Consider the following 17,469-nt stretch of genomic DNA (forward strand, 5'->3'; position numbering starts at 1 on the left):
TAGCCTCAGTTCGCGGCGGCTTCCGGGCTCGCGGGTGTCGTCGTTGCCGCAGGCGCCGCCGGTGGTGTCGCGACGGGTGGTGCGGGCTGCCAGGCCTGCATTTCCGCGATTTCGGCCGTCTGGGTGTCCTTGACCATCTGGGCCATGCGCAGGATGCCGGGGTCCTGGGACTGGGCGAGGGCCACGTCCGCCATGGCCACGGCTCCGCGATGATGGGCGATCATCTTGGCGACATAGGACTCATCGACCGTGTCGCCGGTCGCTGCGGCCATCTCGGTATGCATCGCGGCCTCGGAGGCGGCGAAGGCGGCATCGCCGGCCCCGGCAGTCGCGCCGTCGTGCCCGGCTGCAGCGTGGTCGGCCGCCTTGTCTCCGGCCTTGTCGGTCGTTCCCTGTCCGCAGGCGGTCAGGGCCAGGGCCGAGGCGATGATCAGAAGGGCGCGCATCGTGGGGTCTCCGTTCACGTCTCGATCCAGTTCGGCATCCAGCTTTCGTGCATTTCGCGCAGATGCGCCAGCGGCAGCCGGAACAGGTCGCCGGACGCAAGATCACGGCCAGTTGCATGGCCAACGACCGAAGCGTGCAGGCCGGCCTCCTGGGCTGCAGCGATGATCTCGACGGGATTGGGCACGGCGACCAGATAGCGCGCCTGGTCTTCTCCGAACATGAAGATGTGGGCGTGTTCGGCGCTGGTGGGGTTCATCTCCACACCGCAGTCGCTGGCCAGGGCCATGTCCGCCACGGCGCCGATCAGACCGCCGTCAGACAGGTCGTGGACGCAGGTCAGGCGACCGGTCTCGATCAGGTCGCGCACGAAGTCGCCGGTCTTTCGCTCCAGCGCCAGATCCACCGGCGGCGGTGCCCCGTCCTCGCGACCCAGAACCTCGCGCAGATAGATGGAGGCCCCCAGTTCGCCGCGAGTCTCGCCGATCAGGATCAGGGTGTCGCCCTCGGCCATGGTCGAGAAGCCGGTCACCACATCATAGTTCTTGAGCAGTCCCACCGCTCCAACCGTCGGAGTGGGCGGAATGGCGACGCCATTGGTCTCGTTGTAGAGCGAGACGTTTCCGCTCACGACCGGGAAGTCCAGCGCGCGGCAGGCCTCGGCCATGCCATCGATGGCGCGGACGATCTGGCCCATGATCTCCGGGCGCTGGGGATTGCCGAAATTCAGATTGTCAGTGATGGCAATCGGCTGCGACCCAACCGCGGTCAGGTTGCGCCAGGCCTCGGCCACAGCCTGCTTGCCGCCCTCATAGGGGTCGTTCTGGACATAGCGGGGGGTGCAGTCGCTGGTGACCGCCAGGCCCTTGTCGGTTCCGTGCACGCGCACCACGCCGGCGTCGGCACCCGTGGCCGAATCCTGAAGCGTGTCGGCCATGACATGGCGGTCGTACTGTTCCCAGATCCAGCGCTTGGAGGCCATGTCCGGGCAGGTGAGGACGGTCAGGACGGCATCGACCCAGCTTTCCGGTGCGGGCACGCTGGCGGGGTCGAGTCGCGGGTGCAGCACCGGCTGGGTCCAGGGCCGGTCGTAGAGCGGGGCATCGTCGAACAGCGGGGCCAGCGGCACGTCGCAGACCACCTCGCCATGATGGTTCAGGATCAGCCGCCCGGTGTTGGTGGTCATGCCGATCACGGCAGCGTCCAGACCCCACTTTTTGAAGATGCGGTGGCCGTCTTCCTCGCGGCCGGGCTTCAGGACCGCCAGCATCCGCTCCTGGCTTTCCGAAAGCATCATCTCATAGGCCGTCATGCCCTCCTCGCGCTGGGGGACGGCGTCCATGTTCAGCTCGATGCCGACGCCGCCCTTGCCCGCCATCTCGACGGAAGACGACGTCATGCCGGCCGCACCCATGTCTTGGATCGCAGCGACGGCACCGGACGCCATCAGTTCCAAAGTCGCCTCGATCAGCAGCTTTTCGGCAAAGGGATCGCCGACCTGGACGGTGGGGCGTTTGCTGTCCGATTCATCGTCGAACTCTGCCGAGGACATGGTCGCCCCGTGGATGCCGTCGCGGCCGGTCTTGGAGCCGAAATAGACCACGGACATGCCCGCACCGGGGGCGGCCGAGTAGAAGATGCTGTCGGCCTTCGCCAGACCGACGCACATGGCATTGACGAGAATGTTGCCGTTGTAGCCTGAGTGGAAATTGGTCTCGCCCGCCACCGTCGGCACGCCGACACAGTTGCCATAGCCGCCGATGCCGCTGACGACGCCCCTGACGAGGCGGCGGGTCTTTTCGTGTCCGATGTCCCCGAAGCGCAGCGCGTTCAGGAGGGCGACCGGGCGGGCCCCCATGGTGAAGACATCGCGCATGATGCCGCCCACGCCGGTCGCCGCGCCCTGGTAGGGCTCGATGTAGGAGGGGTGGTTATGGGACTCCATCTTGAAGATGCAGGCGTCGCCATCGTCGATGTCGATGACGCCAGCGTTTTCCCCGGGGCCGCAGATCACGCGCGGGCCGGTGGTGGGGAATTTGCCGAGGTGGATCTTGGACGACTTGTACGAACAGTGCTCGGACCACATCACCGAGAACACGCCCAGTTCGACGTGGTTGGGTTCACGCCCGAGCCGGTCCAGGACGACCTGATATTCGGCAGGGGCCAGGCCATATTCGGCGGCCAGTTCGGCGGTGGTCTTCTGCGCTGCGCTCATGGACCGCGCTTCTAGCGGTGAACCCGCCCGATGTCAGTCCCTGACGGACGCAAGATCAGACGCGCGCGCGCTCCACACCCGGCTTGACGCGGAAGACGAGGACGATCGCCACGATCAGGAGCAGGGCAGCCTCGAAGGCGGTCACATAGGCCAGCACCGGATTGCGGGCCTGTTCCGCGACCACCACGCCGGCCAGACCCCAGACGATCGGCAGGGAATAGGCCAGCAGGCGGGTTCGCCAGGTGACCAGGACACCGATCAGGACCACGATCAGGACCGCCACCAGAGCCCAGGCCGTAGGGGACAGGAAGGTCGGAAGATCGCCGTTTCCGGTCGCCACTGTGACGATGTTGACGGGTGTCGCCACGGTCAGCCATCCCGCCAGCAGGGCCAGCGGCCAGGCGACCAGCCAGCGATCCCGATCGCCGCGTGACAGCGAGCGGATCAGGGCTCCATGCCTGAGCAGGGGGATCAGCAGCGCAAGCAAGGCCGTCGAGATGATGACAATGGTGGCGACTTCCTGATCGAAGGCCGCCGCGAAATTCCACAGGCCGATGAAGATCATGGCCACGATCGATGGCAGGGCGAAGCGCCGGATCATGTCGCTTTCGCCCGTGGCGGGCAGGACCTGCCGGATCGCATAGGCGGAAAGCCAGAGGTAGATCACACCCCAGATCGCAAAGGCGTATCCGACGACCCGCAGTGTCGCGTCACTGTCGGCGGCGAACTCGGCCGGGGTTTGACCAAAGCCGCCCATCTGCTGGATCTGGCCGGCGGCGATCGAGAACACAGTCGCAGCGAGGACGACGAGGCGCCGGGTCTGCTGAGGGCCCGTCGGGCGAACGATCGATGACATTTTGGCTCCTGCGCGGATCTGGCAAGCGCCAGCTTCAGCATTGAGCTGCACCATACGCGCGACGGAGCGAAAAGGTTCAAGGAACTGTTGCGCGCATGGCCCATGGCAACCGCCGGCCTGCGGGGACGTTTAGGGGCCAAGCAACAGGAGGCAATCATGGCTGATCCCAAAATCCATTTCGAAACCGATGAAGTGTCCGCGACGCGCGGCCGTGAACAGGGACTCGGCGTCGGGGCTCGCGAACTGGCGGCGCAGCGCGATGCGGGTGACGTTCAGTCTCGCGATGACGAGAACGTCCATGTCGAAGTCGATGACGAGGAAGAAGAAGGTACGTCGACCGACGAGACCTGATCCAAGGCTTGACGCCGGGCCGTCGGGTGGCTTCCATCGACCGATGTCATCTGACGGTTCCGGGGATCTGCGCGACCTGATTGCGCGAGGCGATGCGTTCATGGCGCGTGGGGACGGTCGGGGCGCGACGGCGTTCTACACCAGAGCCGTGCAGCTCGCCCGGCAGATGGGGCAAGTGTCGCCGGACCTCGTCGAGCCGCTGCAGCGCGCGGTTTCGGTGATTCATACGCAGACGGCAGCCTATGAAGCCCATCTCCAGTCACGCTTGAACGCTGCCGGCTTCAATCCTGATCAGTCCAGCGCCCGGTTTTCGCTGTCGCTCGATCTGATGGCGGGGCGCAAACGGCTCTTTTTCCAGGAGCCGCGCTTCTATCTATTTCCCGGGCTGCCACAGATCGAGTACGCGGATCGCGAAAGCCTGCCATGGCTGGATGCCGTTGAACGAGACGCGTCCCTAATTCGCGCAGAGCTTCAGGCGCTGCTGGCCGAACCGGAGCTCTTTCGACCGTATGTCGAGTCGCGTGAGGATCGGCCCAATGGCGACCAGGCCGGGATGCTCGACAACCCCGACTGGAGTGCGATCTTTCTCTGGAAGGATGGCGTTGAACAATCCGGGATCGCCGCCCGGTGTCCTGCGACCCTCAAGGCGCTTGCCGCGGTCCCGCTGTGCCGGATTCCGGGCCGGACGCCGTCGATCCTGTTCTCCAAACTGTCGGCCGGCGCGCGAATCCCGCCCCACAACGGCGTGATCAATACGCGGCTGATCTGTCATCTGCCGCTGATTACCCCGCCCGGGTGCCGCCTGAGAGTGGGCAACACGGTCCGGGAATGGCGGGACGGCGTGGCCTGGGCCTTTGACGACACGATCGAGCACGAGGCGCGCAACGACAGCGACCATGACCGGATCATCCTGATCTTCGATGTCTGGAAGGACGAGATCACGCCCGAGGAGCGGGGGTTGATCACCGCCATGTTCGGGGCCATCGACGCCTATGCGCCCAGCCAGGCTTGGGGCGTCTAGGCGGCGGCGTAGATGCTGCGAAACAGGGTGGCCCCGTCCGCCGAGCCCAGTTCGGCTTCAAACGCCCGGTCCGGGTGCGGCATCATCCCTAGAACATTGCCACGCGCATTCTGGATCCCGGCGATGTTGGCCGCCGATCCATTGGGGTTGTCGACATAGCGGAACACGACCTGGCCCTCGCCCTCGAGCCGGGCGAGTTCTTCCGGTTCGGCAAAGAAATTCCCGTCGCCATTCCCCTGGGTCATAATGACTTCGCGCTGCCCCTGATACCCGGCGGTGAAGCGCGTCTGGGCATTGGCGACGGTCAGGCTGATCGGCTTGCAGACGTATTTGAGCCCGGCGTTCCGCAAAAGGGCACCCGGCAGCATTCCGGCCTCGCACAGGATCTGAAAGCCGTTGCAGATGCCCAGCACGGCAACGCCGTCGTCTGCGGCCTGCTTGACGGCCTGCATCACCGGCGACTGGGCGGCCATGGCCCCGCATCGCAGGTAGTCGCCGTAGGAAAAGCCGCCCGGCAGCACGATCAGGTCCAATCCTTCGGGAAGGCTGGTTTCCTGATGCCAGACCATCTGGACGGGTTCACCGGTCGAGCGTTCGATCGCGACCTTGCAGTCACGATCGCAGTTGGAACCCGGAAAGACGATGACGGCTGCGCTCATGGTGCGGGCCTCTAGCAGGCTTGGTACGGACTGTCAGCGTATGGGCTGAGCTCAGGCGATTTCGATGCGGTAGCTTTCGATGACCGTATTGGCCAGAAGCTGCTCGCACATTGTCTTCGCCTCGGCGGCGGGATCGCCTTCGCCGTCGAAATCGAACTCGATCAGCTTGCCGACACGGGCATCGGACACGCCGCTCCAGCCCAGGCCCTGCAGCGCGCCTTCGACAGCCTTGCCCTGCACATCCAGCACGCCAGGCTTCAGGAAGACGTGGACCTTGATCCGGGCCATCAGTGCAGTCCCCCCTGAATCACGGTGGGCATGTCCTTCATGATGCCGAGACGACGCGCCACTTCGGCATAGCTTTCGATGACATTGCCGAGATCGCGGCGGAACCGGTCCTTGTCCATCTTCTCGCCCGTGGTGGCGTCCCAGAGGCGGCAGGAGTCGGGGCTGATCTCGTCGGCGAGGATCACGCGGGAGAAGTCGTTTTCCCACACCCGGCCGAACTCGATCTTGAAGTCCACCAGGGTGATGCCAACGGCGCCAAACATGCCGCACAGATAGTCGTTGACCCGCTGGGTCGTGGCCAGGATGTCGTCCAGCTCTGGTCCCGAGGCCCAGTTGAACGCCGTGATATGCTCCTCGGTCACCATCGGATCGTTGAGCTCGTCCTTCTTGTAATAGAACTCGATGATCGAGCGGGGCAGGGGGGTGCCCTCTTCCTGGCCGAGGCGGGTCGCCAGCGATCCGGCGATTACATTGCGGCACACGACCTCGAGCGGGATGATCTCGACCTCGCGGATCAGCTGTTCGCGCAGGTTCAGCCGCTTGATGAAATGGTTGGCCACGCCAATGCCGTTCAGACGGCTCATGATGAATTCGCTGATGCGATTGTTGATGACGCCCTTGCCCTCGAGCTGGGCCTTCTTTTCGCCGTTGAAGGCCGTGGCATCGTCCTTGAAATACTGGATCAAGGTGCCGGGCTCGGGGCCCTCGTAAAGGATCTTCGCCTTGCCTTCGTAGATCTTCTTGCGCTTGGTATTCATGCTCGGTCCCTGACGGGAAAAGGTAAGAGCCGGTCCAGAAACAAAAAACGCGCTCCCGGAGAAGCTCTCTGGGCGGCGCGGTCCGGCATCGGGCTGGCGGAAACGTGTGTCGGGCAATGCCATAGCGGAACCCGCGCTGTGACACAAACGCCAGCACGCCCGGCACGCGGCCTGCCGGGCGCTGATGCCGGTTGCGTTGGTCCGTGGTCGGGCTATAGACGGCCATTGCGAGGCCATGATTTCGGTCCGCGTCTGGAGCGTAAGACCCGCGATGACCACCTTCGACGATCGGGAAAAGGGCTTCGAAACCAAGTTCGCCCTCGATCAGCAGCAAGAGTTCACGGCCATGGCGCGTCGGAACAAGCTCCTGGGCTTGTGGGCGGCCGAGAAAATGGGTCTGTCGCCGGACTCTGCCGAAGAATACGCGCGCGCCGTCGTCCGGTCGGATTTCGAGCAACCGGGTGAAGAAGACGTGTTCCGCAAGATCGCCGGAGACTTCAAGGGTTCGGGCCTCAGTGTCTCCGAGGGCGAAATCCGTTCCAAGATGGACGAGTTTGCCTCCATGTCCCGCGATCAGGTCCGCGCGGGCGAATAATCCGGCAGGACGGACCCGCGACCAGCGGCCCCGTCCCCTTGCGTTCCCGGCGTGATCAGTGGCCGGGTGTCAGCACGCCGTCGATGACGTGGACCACCCCATTCGACGCATTGATATCCGTTGCCGTGATCCAGAACGACTCGCCCGTGCTGTCGATCAGCCGCAGACGACCACGACCGGCAGCCTCGGCGGTCAGGGTCCCGCCCTGGACCGTCTTCAGCGTCGCCTGACCGCCACCGACGCGGACCGCCGTGGAGAGGTCCGCCGCGCTGACCCGGCCCGCCACCACGTGATAGGTCAGGATACGCTGCAGCTGGCGGCGCTGGCCCGGCTGAACCAGCCGGTCGACGGTCCCGGCAGGCAGGCCGTCGAAGGCGGCATTGGTCGGGGCAAAGACGGTGAACGGGCCGTCGCCCGACAGGGTGTCCACCAGCCGCGCCGCCTGAACCGCGGCGACGAGGGTCGAGAAGTCCGGATTGCCCGCTGCCACGCCCACGATGGTGGAGGCGGCCACGGTCGACTGTCGCGCCGGCGTATTGCGCGTCCGCTCATGGGCGGAGGCAGGAAGGGCCGTCGCGGCAGTCAGGGCCAGGGCCGTCAGGGCAGGCACGATCAGGGCAAGGCGTCGGGTCATCGTTAGCTCCTGTCAAAGGCCGCCTCGGAGGAAGGTCTCGGGCGGTCCGGGGGGAGCTACGCAGTGCGGACGGGATGGATGGGCCTGTGTAGATTAAGAAATATCCATGTCCGGAAGCGCTGTTCGCTGACCGGTCAGGGCTCTCTCGCGCGGACCGCCTGCGCCGGGAAGTCGCTGAACACGGCATCCACCCCATAGGCGTAGAACCGCTTCAGCATGGCCGCCAGATCCCCATGGCCCGCTGGATCAGAGCCCCGCCGGTCGTTCAGCGGCAGGAAGACGTTCTCGGCCCGGAAGGTCCAGGCGATCACCTTGAGGCCATGGGTGCGGGCGTCGGCGACAAGTGTCGTGGGTGCCTGGATGGCCCCGTCCGCGCCACGCGGTTCGATCATGGTCGTTTCGACGCCGATGGCCGTGGCATAGGTCGCGACCTGGGCGAGGCCTTCAGCCGTTGCCATGGCGGCATAAGTGATTTCGGGCTGATCGGCAGGACCACCCGATGCGGCCATCAGCTGGATCCTGGGGATATCGATTTCCTGTTCCAGATGAACCAGGGTCGCGACCTCGAAACACTGGACCATGACCGGCACGGCGGCATCCTGGCCCGCAAGGCCCTGGTCGCGCAGGACCCGCACGAACGGTCCCGTCATCTCCAGGCCCCGACCGGCGAAATAGGTCGGATGTTTAAGCTCCGGGGCGACGCCGAACGTGCGGCCCGTTCTGGCGCTGCCAGCACGAGCAATGTCGATGACTTCCTCGAAGGTCAGGATAGGCTCGGTCCCGTCGAAGGCGCTGTTTCCAGGTCGCAGCTGCGGCAGACGCTCGCGGGCCCGCAGCGTCTTCAGTTCGGCCAGGGTAAAGTCCTCAGTAAACCAGCCGACGACCGCGCTGCCGTCGATCGTGCGGGTCGTGCGCCGATCAGCGAACTCCGCCCGCGCGGCGACGTCTGTGGTTTCACTGATCTCGTTCTCGTGGCGGACGACCAGGACACCGTCCTTGGACATCACGAGGTCCGGCTCGATCACGTCTGCGCCCTGATCGATCGCCAGATCGTAGGCGGCCCTTGTGTGTTCGGGCCGCTCGCCCGATGCGCCACGGTGCGCGATCACCATCGGGACAGCCGGGGCCGGGGCGGGTGTGACGATGGCAGGCGCGGACTGGGCCAGAACCGGGCTCCCGGCGAACAGAACAAGGGCGGCGAACATGATCCGGATCATGCCGCTGCGATAGCCCTCGCCTGTGACGCGCAGATGAAGCCGGATTTCAGTGGCCCAGGATGAAGGTCGCGACCGTCTCAACCACGCCCGGGGCCAGCGGAAGGGCGGGATCGGCATAGGTCGCGATGTTGGCGGCGCGGTCGGCGGGCGCGATCTTGAGAAGGTGATTGACGCCGTCCCACCGGGCCAGCGTCGCGTCGGGCCTTGCGGTGGCCAGGGCCTCGGCATCGGCCATCCCGACCTGGAGGTCGGTGGTGCCCTGGCCGATCAGCACCGGCCCCGGATAGGTGGCCAGCAACTCCGCCGGGTCCAGCGGCAGCCAGGAAATGAGATAGGGCTGGACCGAGGCCCGGAACAGCGCCGCCAGTGCGGGCGGGCCTTGAGTGGTCCGTCCGGCCTCCAGTTCCGACAGGGCAGCGAAGGCCTCGGTCTTCAGGGGTTCGGGCACACTGGCCAGCTGCTCGCGGATGACGACGCCTGCCGGTCGCCCGGCTCCGGCCAGCAGCACCAGGCCGCAGATGCCCTCGGCGTTCCGTGCGGCCACCTCAGCCACCAGGGCCCCCTCGCTGTGGCCAATCAGCCAGGCACATTCCCGGCCGGTCGTCGCAGCGGCCAGCCGGGCCCAGCCGGCGGCATCGTCGGCCATCTGCCCGAAGCGGAGATCCGCCTCGGCGGTCGCCGCCGCAGCGCTTCCGGCAATGCCGCGCTTGTCATAACGGACGGTCGCGATGCCCTGTTCGGCCAGGCCCTCGGCCAGCAGCCGGTAGGTGGCTGCGTTGACGCCGAGGGGGCTGTTGCCATCGCGGTCCGTGGGGCCGGAGCCCGCGATGATGACCGCGACCGCCCGGGTTTCGCCTTCCGGAGCCAGCATCGTCCCCTGAAGCGGAGCTGGCTCGGACGGCAGGGTCACGGGTGTCTCCACCGGCCCGGAGGCGAGGGTGGCGAGAAAAGCAAGTGTGGTCAGCATGGTCGATCTCCAGAGAGGTCAGAAAGGCATCAGGTCAGAAGGGCTGCCGATCGGGATCGGCCCGCCAGACGCGCCAGCTTTCAAAGATGGTAAGGGCTGCAATGACGAGGATCAGCACGATCAGGAGAGTCACGGACAGTGTCGTCGGCAGGATCGGAGTCAGGATCAGCCCGGCCAACCCGGTCCAGAACAGCAACCGGCCGCCCAGCCGGTTCGACCGGTCCCACGCCAGACGACTCTTGAACGTCCATGGGGTTCGCACACCGACAAACGGATTGGGCGATACCCGGCCAAGCACAGCCCCAACTATGACCAGAATGACGCTGATCGACACGGGCACGGCGGCTGTGCCGGCGCCTGTCCAGATCCCGATCCCGAGCGATGACTGCACGACCAGGAGACTGACAATGGCGACCGTGGCCAGGACAACGAACTGGCCAATGCGGTGCGAACGCCTGCGAGCCTGATCGCCTGCCTTTGCGGCAGCGAGACCAAACCCGCCCGCAAGAGCACCGCTGATCAAGGCCATCAGTCCGACCACGGCTGCGACTTCGGATCGCGGACCCCAGCGATCGGGCTGACCGTCGATGCCGAAATGGACCGGGATCGGTCCCGTCGGCCCCCGAAGGGCGATCCATACGGCGATCGCAGACAGCACGGCGGTCAGCACCAGTGTGGCGACGTCCAGAAGAGAAACATGTTGCCGAACGGTCTTGCTCACGATCGTGTCTCCTTCTTTTCCGGGAACGGCGCGGTCGCCGCTCCGGTCCCGACGATGTCCATGAGAAAAGCCATGGCCTCCTCGACGGCGGAGATCTCCAGGCGATAGCGGATGGTCTGCTTGTCGCGCTCCGGGCTGACGAGGCCGGCGTCCTTCAGGGCATTCAAATGACCCGTGACGGTTGGCCAGCTCATGTCGAAGGCCGCAGCGATGTCGCCCGACGACATGGGCGCGGCGCGAAGCATCTCGATGATGCGTCGGCGCACCGGGTGGGACAGGGCCTTGAACAACGTGTTCATAGCCAGATTCCTAATTAGGAAATATCCTAATTGCAAGCCGCGCCTTTGGAACGCTGCGCGACAGGTGGCAGGGCAGGCGAGACGGACCGGCGCCGCTTCGCGCCGAAATCAGATCGAGAAGCTGACCCCGCAGCCGCAGCTAGTCGCGGCGTTGGGATTGCGAATGACGAACTGTGCACCTGCGAGTTCGTCGATCCAGGCGATTTCCGACCCCTTCAGAAAGGGCACGGACACAGGGTCGATCAGGGCGGCCTGGCCATCCGTCTCGACCCTCAGGTCATCGGCCTCGGCGGTCTGCACCAGGTCCAGCTGGTACTGGAAGCCCGAACACCCGCCCCCCTCGACGGCAACCCTCAGCATCACGGGATGACCTTCGCTTTGCGACAGTCTGGCCAGTCGCTTCGCTGCGCTGGAGGCCAGCACGATGCCTTCCGGCGCGCGCGTCGCGATCTTGAGTTCCAGCGGGGGCGATTGGACGGTGCTCACGGTCACCTATATGGAGCGGAAGCGGGCTTTCGCAAAGGCCCGAACCCATCGGAACCCTGTCTTGAGCCTGTTGATTGCCCGCGCGCCCTTTGCCTCAGATCCCGAGGCCTCTCGCGGCAGGCTGGTGCCCGAGCCGGTCAGCCGCACGCGCAACGCCTTTGCCCGCGACCGGGACCGGATCATCCACTGCACGGCTTTTCGCCGCCTGAAGGGCAAGACCCAGGTCTTTGTCGCCCATGAAGGTGACCACTACCGCACCCGCCTGACGCACAGTCTGGAGGTGGCCCAGATCGCCCGCTCGCTGGCGCATGCGCTGAGGCTTGATACCGACCTGGCCGAGACGGTCGCTCTCGCTCATGACCTGGGCCACCCGCCCTTCGGCCATGCAGGGGAGGACGAGCTGCAGGCGCAGATGGAGCCATGGGGCGGGTTCGATCACAACGTCCAGACCTTCCGCGTCGTGAACCGGCTGGAGGAACGCTATCCGGCATTCGATGGCCTGAACCTGTCGTGGGAAACGCTGGAGGGGGTGGTCAAGCACAATGGCCCGGTCGCCCATCTGCTGGATCGTCCGTCATGGCGGGCCATTGCCGACCACGCCGCCGACACCAACCCGGCCTGGGATCTGGAACTGGCGGGGTTTGCCTCGCTGGAAGCGCAGTGCGCCGCGATCGCCGATGACATCGCCTACAACAATCACGACGTCGACGACGGGATCCAGGCGGGTCTGTTCACCCTCGCGGATCTGGCCGACGTGCCGCTGATTGGGCCGGTGCTGCATCAGGTCCGGGGCGACTGGCCGCATCTGAACCCGCGCATGACTCGAATGGAATCGGTGCGGCGGATGATCGGGGTCATGGTCGACGATGTCCTGGCCGAGACCGAGCGGCGACTGCTCGCCGGCAATATCGCCTCGCCCGACGATGTGCGGTCGGCCGGTCGGACGCTGGTGCAGTTTTCGGACGCCATGATGGCCGATCTGGGCGTGCTGCGCGCCTTCCTGTTCCAGCGCATGTATCGCCACTACCGTGTCAATCGCACGCGTTCCCACGCCCGGCGTATCCTGGCCGAAATGTTCCAGCTTTTCATGGCGGAGCCCGAGGTGATGCCGACCGAATGGGCCACCAAGGCGGCGACCGACGATCTGCACAGACGGGCGCGTGCGGTCTGCGATTATATCGCCGGCATGACGGACCGTTATGCGGTCCAGGAGCATCGCAAACTGTTCAGCCTCGACGTCGCGCTCGATCTGTGATTCGGAAACCCGGGGCGGCGGGGTAAACTGATCGCGACCGGACCGATTCGGTGTCGGTCGCTCAACGGAACGCGACCATGTCTCACGACGACAACAACCGCTCGAACGATCGCGGTGCCTACACGCCGCCTACGGATGACGATCTGCCGTTCAATCGCGGCGGCTTTGACGCTCGCCGGTCCGCGCCCAGGAACGCCCCGCCCGTGACGCTGATCGTCAGCGCCATCGTGCTGCTGGCTCTCATCGTGGCCGTGGTTCTGTATTACCGGTCAGGACTGCGCGCCTCGACAGACGCCCCGCCCGCCGTGGGCACGCCCGTCGGCGCTCTGACAGTCGAGGCCCCGATCGAGGCGCAACCGGTCGATCCCGAAGAGGGTGTCGGCCTCTATCGCGATGCGCCCGAGATCGTCGAGGCCGATCCGACCTTTGTGGCTCCGCCCGAAGCCGTCCTGCCGCGACCGGCTCCCCGCCCGATTGCCCCTGTCGAGACCGAGGTGGCCCCGCCGCCCGCTCGCGCAGTCGCCCCGCCCGCCGCCGTCCCGGCACCCGCGCCCGCGAAGGCCGCGCCGGCACCCTCGTCGGCCAGCGGAGGCACGAGCGGTGTCCAGATCGGGGCCTTTGCCTCCACCGCTGCCGCCGACCGCGAATATGCCGCCCTCGCAGGGCGTTATCCGCAGTTTGCTAGGGTCGCCGAGAAGCGCGTCCAGGAGGTCACCACCTCCAGCGGCACGACGGTCTATCGCACCACCTTCACCGGACTGAGCCGCGAGAGCGCTCAGGCCTTCTGTTCGGCCATCAAGGCTGGCGGCGGCGACTGTCTGGTGCGCTGACGAGTGACAGCTGCGGTCATCTTTGGCTGTTCGGGCCTGACGCTGACGGAGGCGGAGCGCGCCTTCTTCGCCGAGATCCGCCCCTGGGGCTTCATCCTGTTCCGCCGCAACGTCGACAGTCCGGAACAGGTCCGGGCGCTGACGCAGGCCCTGCGTGATGCCATCGACGATCCGCAGGCGCCGATCCTGATCGATCAGGAGGGCGGACGCGTCCAGCGGCTGGGTCCGCCGCACTGGCCGAAATATCCGCCCGGCTGCGCCTATCTGGAGGCGGCGGGGGATCCGGCGACGGCCCGGGAGCTGGTCCGGCTGGGTGCGCGGCTGATGGCCCATGATCTAAAGGCGCTGGGCATCACGGTCGACTGCCTGCCGGTGCTGGATGTGCCGGTGCCAGGGGCCCACGACATCGTCGGCGACCGCGCCTATGCGGGAGACCCCGCGACCGTCAGTCTGCTGGGCCGAGCCGCCGCCGAAGGCCTGCTGGCGGGGGGCGTCCTGCCGGTTATCAAGCACATGCCCGGTCACGGGCGAGCCTTCGCCGACAGTCACAAGGAACTGCCCGTCGTTCATGCCGATCTGGCGACGCTGGACGCGTGGGACTTCGCGCCGTTCAAGGCCCTGTCCGACATGCCGATCGCCATGACGGCGCATGTGGTCTTTGATGCCATCGACCGGAAGCGACCGGCCACGACCTCCAGGAAGGCGATCCGGATGATGCGCGAGCATCTGGGATTCAACGGCCTGATCCTGTCCGACGATCTTACCATGCAGGCCCTGTCCGGCAGCCTGACCGACCGCGCGCACGCTGCGCTCAAGGCGGGTTGCGACGTCGTCATCCACTGTAACGGCGACATGGAGGACATGCGCGCGGTGGCTGCAGGCGTCGGCCGGTTGAAGGGCGCGTCACGCCGTCGGGCCGATGCGGCCCTGGCCCGGATCGTCCATACGCCCGAACCGCTCGACACGGCCGCGGCCCGTGCGCGTCTGGATGGCGCAATACTCGGGCGTCTCGATGCCGCCAGGGGACCCGATGTGGGTGAGGCACAGGCCTCTGGCCCGGTCCCATGACCGAGGCCTTCCAGCCCAACCTGGACTTCAGCGCGGCCGAAACCGTCGATGCGCGCGAGGCCTTTGTGGTGGATCTGGAAGGCTACGAAGGCCCTCTGCATGTCCTGCTGGCGCTGGCCCGGACCCAGAAGGTCGACCTGCTGAAACTGTCAATCACGACGCTGGCGGAACAGTATCTGGCCTTCGTGCACGAGGCGCGCCGCCGAAACTTCTCGCTGGCCGCCGACTATCTCGTGATGGCGTCCTGGTTGGCCTATCTGAAATCGCGCCTGCTTCTGCCGCGTGCCGAAAAGGGCCGGGGCGACGAGGTGCCGGCCGAGGAAATGGCCGCAGCGCTCGCCTTCCGCCTGCAGAAGCTCGAGGCCATGCGGCGGGCATCGGAGGCGCTGCAGGCCCGGCCCCAGCTGAAGCGCGACGTCTTCACCCGCGGCGACCCCGAGGCCACGGTGATCGTGCCCTCAGACCGGATCGATGCCAGCCTTTATGACCTGATGAGCGCCTATGTGACCCAGCGTCGGCGTGAGCAGGCCCGGCACTACAATCCGACGCAGCGGGTCGAGGCCTATCCACTTGGGGATGCGCGCGACTGGCTGAGGGACATCCTGCCCCGCCTTGCCGACTGGACCCCGCTGGAACGCGTCGCGCCCGAAGCCGACGGGCACGGGCCGTCCCAGGCCAGCTATCTGGCGTCGACCCTTTCGGCCAGTCTGGAACTGGTCAAGGAAGGGGCAATGGCGGTGCGCCAGGACGCGGCCTTTGCCGAACTCTGGCTCAAGCGGCAGGGTACCGGCCTGCCGCTGGAACTCACTCCATGACCGATCTCCGCTTTGCCCCGGACGAGACGGAGATCGAACGGCGGGTCGAGGCCCTGCTGTTCGCAGCCGCCGGTCCGCTGTCAGCCGCCGAGATGGCCAGACGCCTGCCCGAGGGGGCGGATATCGGACAGGCGCTGGCCGGCCTTCGGGCGCGGTACGAGGGCCGGGGGGTCGAGCTCGAGTGCGTGGCGGATCGCTGGCGGTTCCGGACCTCGCCCGACCTGTCGTTCCTGATGACCGAAGAGCGCGAGGAGCCGCGTCGCTTGTCAAAGGCGGCGCTCGAGACCCTGGCCATCATCGCCTACCACCAGCCGGTCACCCGGGCCGAGATCGAGAGCGTGCGGGGGGTGTCCATCTCGCGCGGGACGCTCGACCTTCTGCTGGAGATGGGGTTCGTGCGCCTGAGAGGCCGTCGCCGGTCCCCCGGTCGTCCCGTCACCTATGCCACCGCCGACCGGTTCCTCGAACATTTCGGGCTCGCCAGCGTGCACGACCTGCCCGGCGTGGCCGATATGCGGGCGGCGGGCCTGCTGGACCTGTCGCTGCCGACCGGTTTCGAGGTGCCCGACCCGTCGCGCGGCATCCACGAGGACGAGGACCCGATCGAGGACGCCGACGCCCCCGAGTTCGCACAGGATTTTATCGGGACCTAGCCAAGGCAACCTCGCGGCACATGCGGCGTTGTCAAGGAACATTGATCGATCCCGTGGGAGATTTCCGCATGCGTCTGCTCGCTTCGTCTGCCGTCCTTGGTGCTGTTTCCCTGGCCATGGGGGCCTGTTCACCGGCCGCCGAGGAGCCGGCAGTTGCGCCGCCGCAGGAGGAAATCCAGTCCTCGACCGCGCCGTCCGTGGGCGGTGCTGCTGCGCTGCCTACCGACGGTGGCGTGACCCCGGCGCCTGAAGCGATCGAGGATGCGACGGCGGCAGACGTGGCCGCTGCAGTGTCGCCGGAGCGCGCTGCGGAACTGTCGGGCGGTCAGCAGACCCCCGCCAACTGATCGGTCAGTCGGCGAGCGCCCGGGGCAGTTTGAAGATCACGGTCTCGCGCTCGCCGGGATCGTCGGCCACGGCCACGTCGAACTTGCGACGCAGAGCCTCCACGACGCCCTGAACCAGCGGTTCGGGAGCAGAGGCACCCGCTGTCACGCCGACAACATCGACGCCATCGAACCACGACCAGTCGATTTGTGAGGCGTCATCGATCAGCTGGGCGTCAGCAGCCCCGGCGCGCAGGGCCACCTCGACCAGCCGGACCGAGTTGGACGAGTTCTTCGACCCGACGACGAGGACGAGGTCCGAGCCATTGGCCAGGCCCTTGACGGCCTCCTGCCGGTTTGTCGTCGCGTAGCAGATGTCTTCCTTGTGGGGGTCCGGCAGTTCGGGAAACCGGGCCTTGAGTGTCCGTACGATCTCGGCCGTGTCGTCCAGCGACAGGGTCGTCTGCGTGGCGTAGGCGAGGGGCTGATCGCCGGGTTGCTCGAAGGTTTCGGCATCCTCGACCGTCTCGACCAGGCTGATCGCGCCTTCGGGCAACTGACCGAGCGTGCCAACCACTTCCGGATGGCCCGCATGACCGATCAGGATGATGTGCTTTCCGTTCGCATGATGCCGCTCGGCTTCGATATGGACCTTGGAGACCAGCGGGCATGTCGCATCAAGGAACAGCAGTTCGCGCGCCCGTGCGGTGGCGGGCACCGACTTGGGCACCCCGTGGGCCGAGAAGACAACCGGGCGGTCGTCCGGGCATTCGTCCAGCTCCTTGACGAAGACGGCCCCCATCGACTTGAGCCGATCGACGACGTGGCGATTGTGCACGATCTCGTGGCGGACATAGACTGGGGCACCGAATTTCTCGATCGCGCGTTCCACGATCTGGATGGCCCGATCCACCCCGGCACAGAAGCCGCGCGGCGTGGCCATGCGGACGGTCAGGGCGCGTTTCGGGTTCGCATGAACGTTCATGCCCCCAATCTAGTCGCTCCAAGCGC

22 protein-coding genes are annotated in these 17,469 nt (G+C 66.4%); 9 read left to right on the forward strand and 13 right to left on the reverse strand.

Going from position 1 to position 17,469, the window contains the following annotated elements:
• Positions 1-5: 5 nt before the first annotated feature.
• The 3 genes from GGR13_RS12510 to GGR13_RS12520 are packed head-to-tail and all read right to left on the reverse strand — an operon-like array spanning position 6 to position 3,515.
• The gene (locus GGR13_RS12510) at positions 6-446 is read right to left on the reverse strand and encodes a DUF305 domain-containing protein (RefSeq protein WP_183213882.1); all 441 of its coding nucleotides are present in this window, start codon (positions 444-446) and stop codon (positions 6-8) included.
• Positions 447-460: 14 nt separating this feature from the next.
• Complete coding sequence (gene purL / locus GGR13_RS12515) at positions 461-2,659, reverse strand: phosphoribosylformylglycinamidine synthase subunit PurL (protein ID WP_183213883.1); 2,199 nt, start codon at positions 2,657-2,659, stop codon at positions 461-463.
• A 55-nt stretch (positions 2,660-2,714) separates the two neighbouring features.
• The gene (locus GGR13_RS12520; RefSeq protein WP_183213884.1) at positions 2,715-3,515 is read right to left on the reverse strand and encodes a hypothetical protein; all 801 of its coding nucleotides are present in this window, start codon (positions 3,513-3,515) and stop codon (positions 2,715-2,717) included.
• A 156-nt stretch (positions 3,516-3,671) separates the two neighbouring features.
• Here GGR13_RS12520 and GGR13_RS12525 point away from each other — a divergent pair, with 156 nt between their 5' ends.
• Together GGR13_RS12525 and GGR13_RS12530 are read left to right on the forward strand one after the other, a co-directional pair.
• Positions 3,672-3,866, forward strand: coding sequence for a hypothetical protein (locus GGR13_RS12525; RefSeq protein WP_183213885.1), 195 nt, complete (start codon positions 3,672-3,674; stop codon positions 3,864-3,866).
• 43 nt (positions 3,867-3,909) lie between these two features.
• On the forward strand, positions 3,910-4,887 hold the full coding sequence (locus GGR13_RS12530) for an aspartyl/asparaginyl beta-hydroxylase domain-containing protein (RefSeq protein WP_183213886.1): 978 nt from the start codon (positions 3,910-3,912) through the stop codon (positions 4,885-4,887).
• On the opposite strand, the gene purQ is transcribed toward GGR13_RS12530, so the two are convergent.
• The 3 genes from purQ to purC are packed head-to-tail and all read right to left on the reverse strand — an operon-like array spanning position 4,884 to position 6,592.
• The gene (gene purQ, locus GGR13_RS12535; RefSeq protein WP_183213887.1) at positions 4,884-5,546 is read right to left on the reverse strand and encodes a phosphoribosylformylglycinamidine synthase subunit PurQ; all 663 of its coding nucleotides are present in this window, start codon (positions 5,544-5,546) and stop codon (positions 4,884-4,886) included. The genes GGR13_RS12530 and purQ overlap by 4 nt on opposite strands.
• A 51-nt stretch (positions 5,547-5,597) precedes the next feature.
• On the reverse strand, positions 5,598-5,834 hold the full coding sequence (gene purS / locus GGR13_RS12540) for a phosphoribosylformylglycinamidine synthase subunit PurS (RefSeq protein ID WP_183213888.1): 237 nt from the start codon (positions 5,832-5,834) through the stop codon (positions 5,598-5,600).
• Positions 5,834-6,592 (reverse strand): phosphoribosylaminoimidazolesuccinocarboxamide synthase, encoded by a 759-nt coding sequence (gene purC, locus GGR13_RS12545; RefSeq protein ID WP_183213889.1) that lies wholly within the window; start codon positions 6,590-6,592, stop codon positions 5,834-5,836. Before purC ends, purS begins: the two co-directional genes overlap by 1 nt.
• Positions 6,593-6,863: 271 nt before the next feature.
• Here purC and GGR13_RS12550 point away from each other — a divergent pair, with 271 nt between their 5' ends.
• On the forward strand, positions 6,864-7,187 hold the full coding sequence (locus tag GGR13_RS12550; protein WP_183213890.1) for a DUF1476 domain-containing protein: 324 nt from the start codon (positions 6,864-6,866) through the stop codon (positions 7,185-7,187).
• A gap of 55 nt (positions 7,188-7,242) precedes the next feature.
• Here GGR13_RS12550 and GGR13_RS12555 read toward each other — a convergent pair whose 3' ends face one another.
• From GGR13_RS12555 to GGR13_RS12580, 6 genes are all read right to left on the reverse strand, one after another.
• Entirely contained in the window at positions 7,243-7,821 is a 579-nt protein-coding gene (locus tag GGR13_RS12555) for a fasciclin domain-containing protein (protein WP_183213891.1), read from the reverse strand.
• 134 nt (positions 7,822-7,955) lie between these two features.
• Positions 7,956-9,038, reverse strand: coding sequence for a glycerophosphodiester phosphodiesterase (locus tag GGR13_RS12560; RefSeq protein WP_183213892.1), 1,083 nt, complete (start codon positions 9,036-9,038; stop codon positions 7,956-7,958).
• A 46-nt stretch (positions 9,039-9,084) separates the two neighbouring features.
• Positions 9,085-10,005, reverse strand: a complete 921-nt coding sequence (locus GGR13_RS12565) for an alpha/beta hydrolase (RefSeq protein WP_183213893.1) — start codon at positions 10,003-10,005, stop codon at positions 9,085-9,087.
• 34 nt (positions 10,006-10,039) lie between these two features.
• Positions 10,040-10,726 carry an SdpI family protein gene (locus GGR13_RS12570; protein ID WP_183213894.1) on the reverse strand — a complete coding sequence of 229 codons (687 nt, stop codon included), beginning with the start codon at positions 10,724-10,726 and terminating at the stop codon, positions 10,040-10,042.
• Positions 10,723-11,025: a metalloregulator ArsR/SmtB family transcription factor gene (locus tag GGR13_RS12575; protein ID WP_183213895.1), complete on the reverse strand. Its 303-nt coding sequence runs from the start codon at positions 11,023-11,025 to the stop codon at positions 10,723-10,725. The genes GGR13_RS12570 and GGR13_RS12575 overlap by 4 nt, the downstream gene beginning before the upstream one ends.
• Positions 11,026-11,133: 108 nt before the next feature.
• Positions 11,134-11,451: a HesB/IscA family protein gene (locus GGR13_RS12580; RefSeq protein ID WP_425486098.1), complete on the reverse strand. Its 318-nt coding sequence runs from the start codon at positions 11,449-11,451 to the stop codon at positions 11,134-11,136.
• 121 nt (positions 11,452-11,572) lie between these two features.
• Here GGR13_RS12580 and GGR13_RS12585 point away from each other — a divergent pair, with 121 nt between their 5' ends.
• From GGR13_RS12585 to GGR13_RS12610, 6 genes are all read left to right on the forward strand, one after another.
• Positions 11,573-12,766 (forward strand): deoxyguanosinetriphosphate triphosphohydrolase, encoded by a 1,194-nt coding sequence (locus GGR13_RS12585; protein ID WP_246347836.1) that lies wholly within the window; start codon positions 11,573-11,575, stop codon positions 12,764-12,766.
• A 77-nt stretch (positions 12,767-12,843) separates the two neighbouring features.
• Positions 12,844-13,596 carry an SPOR domain-containing protein gene (locus GGR13_RS12590; RefSeq protein ID WP_183213897.1) on the forward strand — a complete coding sequence of 251 codons (753 nt, stop codon included), beginning with the start codon at positions 12,844-12,846 and terminating at the stop codon, positions 13,594-13,596.
• A 3-nt stretch (positions 13,597-13,599) separates the two neighbouring features.
• On the forward strand, positions 13,600-14,664 hold the full coding sequence (gene nagZ, locus GGR13_RS12595) for a beta-N-acetylhexosaminidase (protein WP_183213898.1): 1,065 nt from the start codon (positions 13,600-13,602) through the stop codon (positions 14,662-14,664).
• Complete coding sequence (locus GGR13_RS12600; RefSeq protein WP_183213899.1) at positions 14,661-15,479, forward strand: segregation and condensation protein A; 819 nt, start codon at positions 14,661-14,663, stop codon at positions 15,477-15,479. Before nagZ ends, GGR13_RS12600 begins: the two co-directional genes overlap by 4 nt.
• Complete coding sequence (gene scpB, locus GGR13_RS12605) at positions 15,476-16,132, forward strand: SMC-Scp complex subunit ScpB (RefSeq protein WP_183213900.1); 657 nt, start codon at positions 15,476-15,478, stop codon at positions 16,130-16,132. Before GGR13_RS12600 ends, scpB begins: the two co-directional genes overlap by 4 nt.
• A 68-nt stretch (positions 16,133-16,200) precedes the next feature.
• On the forward strand, positions 16,201-16,479 hold the full coding sequence (locus GGR13_RS12610) for a hypothetical protein (RefSeq protein ID WP_183213901.1): 279 nt from the start codon (positions 16,201-16,203) through the stop codon (positions 16,477-16,479).
• Between the two features lie 4 nt (positions 16,480-16,483).
• Here GGR13_RS12610 and ispH read toward each other — a convergent pair whose 3' ends face one another.
• Positions 16,484-17,443, reverse strand: a complete 960-nt coding sequence (gene ispH, locus GGR13_RS12615) for a 4-hydroxy-3-methylbut-2-enyl diphosphate reductase (RefSeq protein WP_183213902.1) — start codon at positions 17,441-17,443, stop codon at positions 16,484-16,486.
• Between the last annotated feature and the right edge of the window lie 26 nt (positions 17,444-17,469).

This window comes from Brevundimonas variabilis (assembly GCF_014199945.1).
Lineage (GTDB): Bacteria > Pseudomonadota > Alphaproteobacteria > Caulobacterales > Caulobacteraceae > Brevundimonas > Brevundimonas variabilis.